Annotated in this window: 12 protein-coding genes and 1 pseudogene; 6 read left to right on the plus strand and 7 right to left on the minus strand. The window is 49.1% G+C overall.

Going from position 1 to position 12,872, the window contains the following annotated elements; translation table 11 throughout:
• Positions 1-32 precede the first annotated feature (32 nt).
• From AC5JR3_RS16210 to AC5JR3_RS16220, 3 genes are all read left to right on the plus strand, one after another.
• A complete protein-coding gene (locus AC5JR3_RS16210) occupies positions 33-1,643 on the plus strand; it encodes a GldG family protein (RefSeq protein ID WP_495847575.1) in 1,611 nt (536 codons plus the stop codon).
• A gap of 37 nt (positions 1,644-1,680) precedes the next feature.
• A complete protein-coding gene (locus AC5JR3_RS16215) occupies positions 1,681-2,586 on the plus strand; it encodes a DUF4340 domain-containing protein (protein WP_495847576.1) in 906 nt (301 codons plus the stop codon).
• 150 nt (positions 2,587-2,736) lie between these two features.
• Positions 2,737-3,555: an SPFH domain-containing protein gene (locus AC5JR3_RS16220; RefSeq protein ID WP_495847577.1), complete on the plus strand. Its 819-nt coding sequence runs from the start codon at positions 2,737-2,739 to the stop codon at positions 3,553-3,555.
• Positions 3,556-3,615: 60 nt separating this feature from the next.
• On the opposite strand, the gene folP is transcribed toward AC5JR3_RS16220, so the two are convergent.
• Together folP and tpiA are read right to left on the minus strand one after the other, a co-directional pair.
• Positions 3,616-4,446, minus strand: coding sequence for a dihydropteroate synthase (folP, locus tag AC5JR3_RS16225; protein WP_495847578.1), 831 nt, complete (start codon positions 4,444-4,446; stop codon positions 3,616-3,618).
• Positions 4,447-4,623: 177 nt separating this feature from the next.
• A complete protein-coding gene (tpiA, locus tag AC5JR3_RS16230) occupies positions 4,624-5,349 on the minus strand; it encodes a triose-phosphate isomerase (RefSeq protein ID WP_495847579.1) in 726 nt (241 codons plus the stop codon).
• A gap of 216 nt (positions 5,350-5,565) precedes the next feature.
• Here tpiA and AC5JR3_RS16235 point away from each other — a divergent pair, with 216 nt between their 5' ends.
• Positions 5,566-8,340 (plus strand): WD40 repeat domain-containing protein, encoded by a 2,775-nt coding sequence (locus AC5JR3_RS16235; protein WP_495847580.1) that lies wholly within the window; start codon positions 5,566-5,568, stop codon positions 8,338-8,340.
• Positions 8,341-8,385: 45 nt separating this feature from the next.
• Here AC5JR3_RS16235 and AC5JR3_RS16240 read toward each other — a convergent pair whose 3' ends face one another.
• The 3 genes from AC5JR3_RS16240 to AC5JR3_RS16250 all read right to left on the minus strand — a co-directional run bounded on the left by AC5JR3_RS16240 (position 8,386) and on the right by AC5JR3_RS16250 (position 10,263).
• The gene (locus AC5JR3_RS16240) at positions 8,386-9,594 is read right to left on the minus strand and encodes an LL-diaminopimelate aminotransferase (RefSeq protein WP_495847581.1); all 1,209 of its coding nucleotides are present in this window, start codon (positions 9,592-9,594) and stop codon (positions 8,386-8,388) included.
• 114 nt (positions 9,595-9,708) lie between these two features.
• The gene (locus AC5JR3_RS16245) at positions 9,709-10,035 is read right to left on the minus strand and encodes a thioredoxin family protein (protein WP_495847582.1); all 327 of its coding nucleotides are present in this window, start codon (positions 10,033-10,035) and stop codon (positions 9,709-9,711) included.
• 69 nt (positions 10,036-10,104) lie between these two features.
• A complete protein-coding gene (locus AC5JR3_RS16250) occupies positions 10,105-10,263 on the minus strand; it encodes a ribbon-helix-helix protein, CopG family (RefSeq protein ID WP_495847583.1) in 159 nt (52 codons plus the stop codon).
• 41 nt (positions 10,264-10,304) lie between these two features.
• On the opposite strand from AC5JR3_RS16250, the pseudogene AC5JR3_RS16255 reads away from it, so the two are divergent.
• A pseudogene (locus AC5JR3_RS16255) lies at positions 10,305-10,982 on the plus strand (RNA-guided endonuclease InsQ/TnpB family protein); the annotation flags it as partial.
• Between the two features lie 92 nt (positions 10,983-11,074).
• Here the strand turns inward: AC5JR3_RS16255 and AC5JR3_RS16260 are convergent.
• Entirely contained in the window at positions 11,075-11,845 is a 771-nt protein-coding gene (locus tag AC5JR3_RS16260; RefSeq protein WP_495847584.1) for a PspA/IM30 family protein, read from the minus strand.
• A 36-nt stretch (positions 11,846-11,881) separates the two neighbouring features.
• Here AC5JR3_RS16260 and AC5JR3_RS16265 point away from each other — a divergent pair, with 36 nt between their 5' ends.
• On the plus strand, positions 11,882-12,004 hold the full coding sequence (locus AC5JR3_RS16265; RefSeq protein ID WP_495847585.1) for a hypothetical protein: 123 nt from the start codon (positions 11,882-11,884) through the stop codon (positions 12,002-12,004).
• 75 nt (positions 12,005-12,079) lie between these two features.
• Here the strand turns inward: AC5JR3_RS16265 and AC5JR3_RS16270 are convergent, their stop codons facing one another.
• Positions 12,080-12,841 carry a PspA/IM30 family protein gene (locus tag AC5JR3_RS16270; protein WP_495847586.1) on the minus strand — a complete coding sequence of 254 codons (762 nt, stop codon included), beginning with the start codon at positions 12,839-12,841 and terminating at the stop codon, positions 12,080-12,082.
• Positions 12,842-12,872 lie beyond the last annotated feature (31 nt).

Below are 12,872 nucleotides of genomic sequence, written 5' to 3' on the forward strand. Positions count from 1 at the left end.
CCATCACCAATTAATGACTTGGTTAATCCAATATGAAGACGGTTAAAAAGAACGCTAGATACTTCAAATATCTCTTTTTGTTTGGCCCACTCTTGGTAATCGCGGGGGTGACGGCGGGAATTGTTTCTGGTGCTTGGTCAGGGGTGCCGTTGGCGATATTGATTGCTGGATTCGTCATTATGGGACTGTGGCTGCTGGTAATTTCCGGCACCAAGGGTTTTTGGGGACGGCGTTCCACGCAGGCAGGAACGAATGCGATGATCGCAACGCTGTCAATGTTGGTAATTTTGGGGCTGATTAATTTTCTCAGCGTCCGTTATGGAACGCGAGTAGATTTAACGGAAAATCAACTCCTTAGCCTTGCCCCCCAATCTCAGCAGGTCGTTAGGAATTTAGAGCAACCTGTGAAGGTGTGGGTGTTTGACCCCAACCCTGACTTAAGCGATCGAGAACTACTGGAAAATTACCGCCGCTACAGCCCTAATCTAGAGTTCCAGTTTGTTGACCCCCAAGTACAACTCTCCCTGGCGGAGAAGTTCAAGGTGCAGTCGCCGCGAGAAGTGTATTTGGAGTATGGGGCCGAGCGACAGCTGTTGCAATCGTTGAGTGATACAGAACGGCTTTCGGAAGTTCGGTTGACGAATGCGATTGAAAGATTAACTAGCGATCGCATTGATACTGCCTACTTTCTCCAGGGTCACGGCGAACGCCCCTTAGAACTGGTAGAAGGCGGACTCGCCCAGGCGATTAGCCGCGTAGAAGAGAAGAACTTTATCCCCCAACCCCTAAACTTGGCAGATCGAGCTGCTGTGCCAGAAGATGCTTCTCTGGTAATTGTTGCCGGGCCAAAACGCCCGTTGTTTGAAGGGGAAGTCAGGGCATTAAGAGACTATCTGGCGACGGGAGGAAGCTTGCTGCTGATGATCGATCCGGATACTAATCCGGAACTGGATAGTCTTTTGGAAGATTGGGGGGTGGAAATCGATAACCGGATTGTTATTGATGCGTCGGGACAGGGACGGGTAGTAGGTTTAGGCCCAGCCACTCCCTTAGTCACCAACTACGGCGATCATCCCATCACTCAAGACTTTGGCAATGGGATTTCCTTTTATCCTTTAGCACAACCTGTACTGACGACTCCTGTAGATGGAGTCAGGGAAACGCCCTTGCTGCTGACCAATGAGCAAAGCTGGGCAGAAAGTACTCCTGAAACGCAACCGTTGGAGTTTAATGAAGAAGAAGGCGATCGCATTGGCCCCCTCGTTTTGGGTGTGGCACTCAGCCGCCAAACCAACACCCTATCAGCCTCACCCTCACCTAGCCCCGAAGCCTCACCTTCACCAGACGCCACTAGCCAGACGGAGCAAAAATCCTCAGAATCTCGCCTGGTGGTCATCGGCAACTCTAACTTTGCTACCAACAACTTATTTGAGCAGCAGCTCAATGGTGATGTCTTTCTCAATTCCGTCAGTTGGCTGGGTCAGCGGGATGAGCAAGCGCTCTCCCTTCGCCCTAGAGAGCAAACCAACCGCCGCATTAACCTCTCCCCAGTACAAGGCAGCGCTCTGGCTTGGATATCTCTTTTACTCGTCCCTTTGCTCGGTTTTACAACCGCTGGGGTGATTTGGTGGCGACGCCGTTAGGATTCTGGATGCAATTAAACATTCTCAAGCGTTTCTGATGAAATTACAGCGAACAACTCTGGTTTTGTTAGTTTCAGCCGTATTTTTAGGCGGTTTTGTCTATTTTTATGAAACTCAAGAGGCAACTCAGCGGGAAGTAGCTCAAGCTAAAGAAGGAACCATCTTTTCTTTTAAAGAAGAGGATATTCAGGCGTTTACGCTTAAAACTGAAGCAGAAACTTTAGCCTTTGAACGTGTTAGCGACGGAGAATTTGGCTGGCGGATGAAGAAACCGAAGGATGCTCCCGCTTCCGGTGCCGCCGTATCTTACTTACTCAATTTGTTTGAAGGAAAAAGCGATCGCACTCTCACTGTCCCGGCAAAAAATAGGGCTGAGTATGGGCTGAAAAATCCCCAGGCAACAATAGAAGTCAAGCTAAAAAATCAGCAAACTCACAAATTCCTTTTGGGAAAGCCCAACTTCGACCAAAGTTCCTTGTATGCCTTAACCGATCCACCTAATCAGACATCCCAGCAACTAGAGGTGATGTTAGTTTCATCAAACTTCGAGAATGCCGTCAATCGTCCTTTGTCAGAATGGGAACGCAAAGACGATGTGATTGATGGGAAAACATCAGATAGTACCGAGAAGCCTGTGGCTGAAGGAAAACCATCCGATAGCACCGAGAAGCCAGCGGCTAAAACGGAGGATACTAGCAACAAACCTGCGGCTGAACCGAAACCATCCGATAGCACCGAAAAGCCAGCGGCTAAAACGGAGGATACCAGCAACAAACCTGCGGCTGAAGAAAAACCATCCGATAGCACCAAAAAGCCAGCGGCTAAAACGGAGGATACCAGCAACAAACCTGCGGCTGAAGAAAAACCATCCGATAGCACCAAAAAGCCAGCGGCTAAAACGGAGGATACTAGCAACAAACCTGCGGCTGAAAATCAAGAGTAGCTAGATCGAATGGACATTACCACATTAAATATAGGTAGAAGGGAAGAAAGACAATGCTGGTCTTCCCTTGCTATCGTAGAGAGATCTTTCAATAACTCTCAGGGCAACCTCCTATCAACTCCCTAATCTGCCAGCCAGAAGTAATAAATTATGGATTCTCTGCTTTCCATCCTTGCCCCGATGATTTTGGTTGTCATTGGTTACGGTGTGGGGGCGACAAAAATTGTTAATGAGGGTAATGAAGCCTTAGTGGAGCGTTTAGGTCAGTATCACAAACGCCTTGATCCAGGGCTTAACTTCATCATTCCAATTATTGACAGAATTGCGGTGGAAGAAAGCACGCGTGAGCAGGTTCTAGACACCCAATCGCAGCAGGCAATCACCAAAGACAACATTGCTGTACAAGTCGATGCTGTCGTCTTTTGGCGGATTATGGATTTACAGAAGGCATATTATGAGGTTGAGCAAGTCGAAGACGCGATTGAAAATTTAGTAATTACGACATTGCGATCGCGGATTGGAGAATTGCCCCTCGATCAAACCTACTCTTCCCGAGCAGATATTAATAAGCGCATTTTAGAGCAGCTTGACGACGCTACCGGGGGTTGGGGCGTGAAGGTTAACCGCGTGGAAGTGCAAGAAATCAAGCCTCCCAGAACGGTATTGGAGTCCCTAGAGAAGGAACGCGCTGCCGAAAGCCAAAAACAAGCCGCCATCTTTGAAGCCGAAGGTACCGTAAAGTCGATCCAGATGATTTCCCAAGCCCTGATGAGTCAGCCGAATAGCGAGCAAGTCTTGCGTTTCCTTGTTGCTCAACGCTACGTCGAAGCCAATCAGAAATTGGGTGAAAGTAATAACTCTAAAGTTGTTTTCATGGACCCAAAGGCATTGTCAGAAGCTCTGACAGACTTAATGTCTACTCCAGAAAATCCCACTATTTCACCACCACCTCCACCCCAACAGCCTTAGGATTGGTGATGGGGAGGCGATTCTTCTCAGCACGCTATCAAAACAACTCTCAAGTCACCATTAGTCACCTTTTGTGCGCCAGATAGCATCAGCTACTTGACAGATATCGCGCATTTCTGCTACGTCATGTACGCGAAGGAGATCTGCACCGAGGGCGATCGCGCTTGCACAAGCGGCTCCTGTACCCCAGAGGCGTTTTTTAGGGTCAGGTTGGTCTAAGATGCGACCGATAAAGCTTTTCCGGGAAACTCCTACGAGAATTGGCACCCCTAGAGGGCGAAAATCTGGCAACTTCCGCAAAATTTCCAGATTTTGCTCCATATTTTTGGCAAAACCAATACCAGGGTCAATAATGATGTGTGTTCGGTCAATTCCCGCCGCCACAGCCGCCCCAATTTGCCGCTCTAGAAACTCGTAAATCTCCCCAATTAAATCCTGATAATCCGTTAGCTTTTGCATCGTTGCTGGGGTGCCTCGGATATGCATCAAAATAATCGGTACACCTAGTTCAGCAACGACTGGCAACATCTGGGGGTCATAGGTGCCGCCAGAAATATCATTAACCGTATCCGCACCCGCTTCTACAGCCGCTCGTGCCACGGCGGAGCGGGTGGTATCCACAGAAATCGGCACGGAGGATTGCCCTCGCACAGCTTGCACTATGGGGATTACCCGCTCTAACTCTGCCTCTAGCGAAATTTGCTCGGCACCCGGACGCGTTGATTGTCCCCCGATGTCAATGATGTCCACACCCTCTGCTATGAGCCGCTGTGCTTGCGCTAAAGCAGCCGCCTGAGAGTTGAACTCTCCCCCATCACTAAAGCTATCTGGGGTGACATTCAGAACACCCATCAGGTAGGTACGTTGACCCCAGTTAAATAAGGTAGTCATTAGTAATCAATGGGAATAACTAATGGTTCATTGCCAGGATTTTCAGTCGGTCAACTTAAAAAACTAACTCCCCAGCCCCTTTCCTACTAGGGAAGAGGGGTCAGGGGAGAAGTTAGCATTTATTAACATTTAAGTAAGTTGACCGACTTACTAACCCGTCTTTGCTTCGCCAGCTCGCTATTGATAATTAACAATCCGTGCAAAGCTACCAGCTTCCAGGCTGGCACCTCCGACTAATGCTCCGTCAATTTCCGGTTGAGCCATGATTTCATCAATATTGTTTGGTTTCACCGAACCACCGTATTGAATCGGCACATCAGGGTTAGTCAGACAGCTGCGAATCAGACCGATCACCCGGTTGGCTTCTGTCGCTTCACAGGTGTCGCCAGTACCGATCGCCCAAATCGGTTCGTAGGCAATGACAAGATGCTGCTGATCAACACCGTCTAAGCCTTTTTCTAGCTGAGTGTTAATAATGGTTTCAATTTCGCCAGCCTCTCGCTGTTGCTTCGTTTCCCCAACGCAAAGAATCGGGATCAGACCATAATTCTGGGCGGCTTTCAAACGTAGGTTGACGGTTTCATCGGTTTCGCCAAAGTATTGACGCCGCTCGCTGTGACCGACGATCGCATAACGTACCCCAATCTCTTGCAACATCGGGCCAGAGATTTCCCCGGTGAAGGCTCCGTTAGCTTCCCAGTGGATATTTTGTGCCCCAAGTTGCACCAGGCTACCATGCAAGTTTTTTGAGAGGGTACCTAGCGATGTGAAGGGAGCACACAAGATAACTTCCCGCTCTGATGGGGTTTCTTCTAGCTCAGGCAAAAACCCTTGTAAAAACTCAGAGGCTTCCCCTTGAGTTTTGTACATTTTCCAGTTTCCAGCAATGACTATTTTCCGCACAGCTTAACGAGATCTTCTCCAAACCACAACGCACCCTTTAGTTTATAGCTTTAGGGAACGGTTTATCTCCTCAACCGCAGAAGACTAACTTGAGAAATGTTTTACTGACACAATCTGAGCATAATTTTACTCTTGGTAATTTTTGCTCGTGCCCTACAATCGTGATGATTGTGCCTTAGTCTGTAAACCAATAACACTCAAGCCTTGCAGTTGGTTATGCCAAATTTTCCTGAGCATCGTGGTGAACTACCAGAACGTCTGCATTGGTTAAATCTCGCCCACTATTCCCGGCTTGCCTACTGGGTTTATTTTCGTCCCCATTCCCTTCATTGCTATCTCTACCAGGCAAGTCCTGAGGTTTACCAGCTACGAGGCTACCGGAAGTTGTTGCAGTCTTGGAAGCTGCCTAGCTATCGAAATGTTTATCTCATGCTTCCTGTGGCGATCGCGTTATTTTCCCTATTTGTTGCCTTAGCGGTGGTGCTGTACGCCCTGGGAACGGTGCAGGGAAACACGGCTTGGGTGAATGCGCTGGCGGTAACACCGAATGGGCAAATTGCTGTTTCTGCGGCTGGCGATCGCGCGATTAAAGTGAAAGTGCCTTCGGCTGATAGTACGTTGAAGGTGTGGAACTTGCGCTGGGGTTCAGAACTGCACACCCTGCGGGGACATCGTTCGGGAGTCACGGCTGTGGCGGTAACGCCGGATGGCAAGCAGGCGGTTTCAGCATCACGCGATCGCACTCTCAAAGTTTGGGATATTCAAAAAGGTTCAGAGCTGCACGACCTCCGGGGACACCAAGACTGGGTGACCAGTATCGTGCTGACTCCCGATGGGAAACGGGGAGTTTCTACGGGTGCTGACCGAACGCTCAGGGTTTGGGATCTACAGACAGGAAAGGAACTGCAAACCCTTGAGGGTCATAACGATATCGTCTGGGCAGTTGCCTTGACTCCTGATGGACAACGTGCGGTTTCCGCCAGTGGCGATCGCACTTTGAAGGTTTGGGATGTACAGACAGGAAAAGAACTGTACACCTTAACAGGACATAACGCTTGGGTAACAGGAGTTGCCGTCACTCCCGATGGACAGCAAGCCATTTCTGCCTCCGTTGACCAAACCCTAAAAGTGTGGGACTTACAAACGGGCAGAGAACTTCAAACCCTTAGGGGTCATCAAGGCTGGGTCAAAGGTGTGGTGATTACCCCCGACGGACAAAGAATTGTCTCGGCGTCCGCCGATGGCACCTTGAAGATTTGGGACTTGCAAACTGGTAAAGCGTTGCACACCCTCACCGGACATCAGGGTTGGGTGACAAGTGTGGCTCTTTGGGGCGATGGGCAAAAAGTTGTCTCGGCTTCCACTGACCAAACCGTGAGGACTTGGGACGTACAGACGGGTAAAGCGTTGCACACTTTAACCGGACATCATGCTTGGGTAACAGCGATCGCCGTACTGCCCAACACCCCCCGCATCCTCAGCGCCTCTTTTGACCGCTATCCCAAACTGTGGAACCTAAATCGCGGTACAGAACTAACGATGAGTGGTGTAGTAACTCAATCAGTGGGATTAGATGTGGGCTTTACTACAGCTTGGGTTTTAGCCGCAATTTTTGCCGCCCTTAGTGTGGCATTAGTATTGGCGATCGCTATGATGCTGTTTGGCGTAGCAGGCAGCATTGTGGCTAGCTTGCTATTTACTTTTGTGGGTAGCTTGGTCTTTTGTTTTGCCTATCTGGTTGTAGACCGGATTGCCTCTGACCCCTTACTCAAGGGTGCCTACAATGCCGTGAATATCGGTACAGGTCTGATCGTCATTTTCGGAATTGTCTTGGGTATAGTGATCGGTGTCGCCTTTGGTTTAGTCAATCGCAAGACACTAGGAGTCTTTGCCAGTATCGTTTTCATTGGAGTGATTGGCATTGCCGTCGCTATTGTCGTTGCCAGTGTGGTAACGCCCTCAATTAGCTTTAAAGGTCGCTTGTTACCAGGAATTCGCGCCGGGATAGCCGTCAGCATCACCTTCAACTTGCTGGTGGCGCTGGGAGCGTTGCGGCTGCCGTTTTACCCGATTGAGTTCCTAATGGCGCTCTATGGGCGGTTTAACCGGGGATGGCATCCGGCGCTATGGGATGAGTTACTAGTCTTGCCTGTACCAGGAACAGGGAGGTTTTTGCGATCGCATCTGCGTGCCTCGGAACCGGAAGGACTGGCATCTGTCGCCGCCGTCGCTCGCAACCCGTTCCAGCGCGGTTATGCCCAACACGCCCTCTCTACCTATCTCCACTCCCAGCCTGACCCCCTACAGGCTCTCTATCGCCTGCTAAATCATCCCGCTCTCAACACCTACGCTGTCGCCCCTATTAGTCAGCCCGACTGGCAGCTATTGCCCACAACTCGGCAGCTATTTTTAGGCGAACTGGCGCATCGCTGGGTAGATTGCAGCAGCGACGGTACAAACCAACTTACCGAAGGCGTCGTTTGGAATGTCACCAAATTCAGTCGTAAACGCCAACAAACCCCCCTAACTCGATTGGCGGGAATGCTTTATGAGCTTTCCTACATAAAGGCACAAGATATTAATTTATCTAGTTACGAGAAAGTTTATGGCAGTCTCGCACCGTACCCCGGCAGTCAAGAAATTGACGCTTCTTTTGCTGCTTTGTCTGATTTCTTGACTTACAACGAGTTAGGTGATTTAAAAAAAGCGGCGATCGCTATTTCAAAACTCACGACTGATCAGACGGCGATTCGTCCGACAGTGCTAACAGCAAGCGATCGCTTAGGCAAAATTGCCGCCCTGGTGACTAGCCCACAGCCCAACTCAGTGGAACAATTAGCCACCTTTGCCCGCGCTACTCGTAGGCTTGACGTGCTAGATGATTACGTTGTTGAGCAAGTAGCTATGCCAGAGCAAAGCATTTTGCGGCGCATTGTCTACCAATGGCGGCAGTTGATTAGCAAAGCGGCAGGAGAGAGAGAAAGTATTTAAGGGTCTATGTCAGAGCTTGTAGAGACGGGATCAGCTCTCTTACTATTAGCTCCCCTTGAGAAATTCAGCTATGCGTTGCACGGCTGTCTCTAGTTTCTCTGGCTCATGTACCAAAGCAAAGCGGACATAACCTTCTCCAGCTTTGCCAAATCCGGCACCAGGGGAAGCCGCCACCCCCGTCTTTTCAACCAATTGAGTGCAAAAGTCAATTGAGTTTTCTGCCCAAGGTTCCGGTAACTTTGCCCAAATGTACATGGTGGCGGCGGGGGTGGGAACTTGCCAGCCAATGTTTTGCAAGGCATGGATAAAAGCGTCCCGGCGAGTGCGAAATGTTTTCACGGCGTCTTGAACGCCTCTTTGATCGCCCTGCAAGGCAGCGATCGCCCCCTGCAAAATTCCCCGATACTGGTTAAAATCAACAACCGCCTTTACCTGCCGCAAGGCTTGAATTAATTTGGCATTGCCGATGGCGTAGCCGATGCGGAAGCCCCCCATGTTGTAGGACTTGGAGAAGGTAAAAAATTCAATTGCCGTCTCTTTATTGGTATCGGCTTGGAAAATTGAAGGCGCAAGGGACTGGGAATTAATAATTTCTCCTGTACCGTCTTCTTGATCGACAAACACCAAGTCGGCATAAGGGAAGTCGTGGACTAACACCAGATTATGCTGACGGCAAAATTCCACCGCTTCCTGGAAAAAAGATAAAGGCGCGATCGCGGTTGTCGGATTATGGGGATAGCTCAACACCATCATCCGCGCCTGTGACCGCACTAACGGCGGAATATCAGCAAAAACTGGCAAAAAGTTGTTTTCCGCTAACAAGGGCATCGGGTAAATTTGCCCCCCTGCTAGATAAACGCCGCCGACATGGGAGGGATAGCCAGGGTCTTGCAGTAGAGCAATATCCCCAGGGTTCAGTACCGCTAGCGGTAAATGCGCCGTTCCTTCCTGGGAACCAATCAGCGACAATACCTCGGTTTCTGGGTCAACCAGGATACCAAACTTCTGGGTGTACCAATGGGCAACAGCTTGCCGGAAGTATTGGGTGCCATGAAAAAGCAAGTAACCGTGGGTACTGCGGTCTTGCAAGGCGTCACGCATGGCATCTAGGACATGCTCTGAGGTGGGCAAGTCCGACGATCCTAAGGACAAATCGATAATGTCTCGCCCGGATGCTCTGGCTTTGGCTTTTGCCCGATCCATATCGGCGAAGACGTTGGCTTGCAGAAGTTCTAAACGTTTGGCAAACTGCATACTAGTTATCAGTCATTGGTGCTATCTCCCCATCCCCTATTCACCCGGCGACAGGGGACTTTCCAGGATAGCAAGAGACAATGCTACAGGTAATTGCCTCTTGCTAATGGGTGGTTATCCTAGATGGCTTTCTAGCATACTTGCTATTTTTTGTTTGCCCACTGCGCCTTCCTGGGATTCTAGCAACTCTGTATTTTTATAGAGTCTGAAGGCGGGAACGCCTTCTACCTTACACGCTTGCACGGAATCAGGATTGGGATCGACTTCTATTTTGACTACTTTTAAGCGATCGCTATAGGCATCGGCAGCCCAATCTATTGATGGCGATACCAGTTTGCAAGGGCCACACCAAGATGCCCAGAAGTAAACCAGCACAGGCATTTCTGATTGTAAGACTTCGTTTTCAAACTCGGCATCGGTAATTGTAATAACGCTGCTCACGTAAATCTCCTGGAATGGTTGGAAGCCCTGCCTATGAAAGAGCAGGGAGGAAAGCCGACTCAAGCGACTTTAGTCGCCTAACTCTTGATTTTCTCTAATCATCCGCTTTATTGCTGCCGATAAACTACATCCCCACCCGGCTGCAATTTTTACAAGTTTTTCAAACTCGTAATCGTCTAAGTAGGCAGGGACAGGATGTTTTTTGGTAGGCATAACCAGTACTAACATAGTGTTATTACTATGTTAGTATGTATAAAGGAGGTAAAGCAATGTTTGGATGTCAACAAAATCTAATTTCAACGAATAAAGAAACTCAGGCAATTTTGAAATATCTTTGCTCTGAATTTGTAAAATTGACAAATTGCGGGATCTACTATTCACGCCAACTGTATTTCAAGACTGGCAGAATTCCCAATCGTGCAGAGTTGCATAAAGTTTTAGGAACAGAAAACCGGAATCTGCACTATCGAGCCTTCTACTCCGACAGGGCGCAGCAAATCTTGACGGGCGTGGCAGAATCCTTTAAGTCATTCTTGGGACTACTCAAAGGGATAAAGAAAGGAACGGTGACGCAGCGCCCCAAGCTTCCTGGCTACCGTAAAGGTGGAATGGCACTAGTAACGTTTACAGGACGCTCTGTAAAGCTTATAGATGGAATGTTGCGATTCCCTCTAGGAAGCAAGGTCAAGGCTTGGTTTGGGCTGGACTCTTTCTACCTGCCCATGCCATCTAACCTGGACTCCAATGTAATCAGAGAGTATCGAATTCTCCCTCGTAACGGCTGTTTCTATCTAGAACTTATCTACAAGACTGCTACTATTCAGGCAGATGTAGATCCTACTAAATGCCTGTCAATCGATCACGGAATAGATAACTGGATAACTTGCGTGAGCAATGCAGGTACTAGTTTTATTGTTGATGGCAGGCATCTGAAATCATTAAATCAAGGAGACGCTCCATCGGAACGCCTCCCCTTGTGCAAGATGAAGAAGTTGTGAGACTTGCCAGGGGCAATGATCTCACTAAACACTCAAATGACCTACATCTGGTTGAGTTGCGATCGCAGAGACTCTAGCTCATCATCCACAGCAGAATCAGAGGGCGTCTTCTTTGTTTCCTCAGAAGCAGGCAACGCTTGTTGGTTTACAGAACCGCCAGTGAGACTGGCTTTCATGGCTGCCAATTCATCATCAACATCGCTGCCCGATTCCAGCATGGCAAATTGCTGTTCTAGGTCATTCCCTGTCAGCTCATGAGCTGCCTGAGAACGTGCCTCCAGTTCCAGCACTTTGTCTTCCATCCGCTCAAAGGCACCCATGGCGCTGCTTGTGCCCAAACGCCCAATAGTGCTTTGCAGTTGCTCGTTGGCTTTGGCTGCTGCTGCTCGCGACTTGAGCATGTCTTTTTTCGTCTTGGCTTCGGAAATCTTGCTCTCCAAGGCGATCAAGTTGCGCTTGAGCGTATCTACTTGACCATTTTGCTGATCGAGCTGGGTTTTCAGTTGGGTAGCCGTATCCGTATTCGTCTTCCGGCGCACCAGCGCTTCCCGCGCCAAATCTTCATCCCCTTTTTGTAGGGCTAACTGTGCCCGTTGCTGCCAACTGTTCGCCTCCGATGTCGTTTTGTTGTACTGTTGCTCAGTACGTTTTTGAGTGGCAATCGCCCTGGCAACTGCCTGACGCAGTTGGATCAGGTCTTCTTGCATGTCAATAATGGCTTGCTCCAAAATCTTTTCTGGATCTTCTGCCTTACTGACCATGTCGTTCAGATTTGCCCGGACAACTCTGCCAAGACGATCAAATAATCCCATGACGCTTTCTATCCTCTCGGAGTGTACAAATTAGGTATGGCGCAGGTTCCTGCCCGTCAGCCTACTGATGTGAAGGTGCAAGTTACTGTACCTTCTCCCGTCTCCGGTCTTGAGCGTCAAGCGCGGAGTTACTCAAAACACCCATTGGGAAAACCTTAAAGACAGGATACTTCAGATCCAGTTTAAAAACTTTCAGAGGAAAAGTGCCAGCCTACGGTGAGTTTCTTTAAACTTTCAAATTTCCTCTTGAGTTGAACGGAGCTGATTAAGTTCCGCTTCTATCGCCGGATCAGAAGAATTTCTGGCTTCAGTGGCTGGCAGTTGTGCTTGATCACTACCCGTGATTCTATTGGTTTTCATCGCCGCCAATTCCGCCTCAATATCGTCGCTACCTTCTAAGGCAGCAAATTTCTTGTCTAGGTCATCTGTACCCAACTCTTGCATGGCTTCTGACTGAGCTTCGAGTTGTAGCACTCTGTCTTCCATGCGCTCAAAGGCACTCGATGCACTACCTGTCCCGACAGTCCCTAACATTTCGTTAATTTTTTGTGACGCTTGTGCTGAGCGTGCCCTCGCCACAAATAAATCTTTTCTGGTCTTCGCTTCCGAAATCTTGCTCTCCAGTGTCCGCATATCGTCCTTAAGCTTATTGACAATCCCGCTTTGCTGTGAAAGCTGGGTTTGCATCGCTTGGGCAGTTTGTAAATAGGTTTTTCGCCGCGTTAACGCTTCTCTAGCTAAATTGTCATCACTACTATTGAGAGCAATCTGGGCACGACGATACCATTCTTCTGCGGTTGCCTGGGCTTGAGCGCTTTGGCGTTCGGTGCGTTTTTGAGTAGCGATCGCCTGAGCCACAGCTTGCCGCATCTGAATCAAATCCTGCTGCATATCTTCTACAGCCTGCTCCAAAACTTTTTCTGGATCTTCTGCTTGCCCAACCAAGCTGTTGATATTACCGCGAATTACTCGCAGGATGCGGTCAATCAATGCCATGACGCCTTTCCCTTCTCACTACTGCGGCTGC

Source organism: Kastovskya adunca (assembly GCF_059505785.1).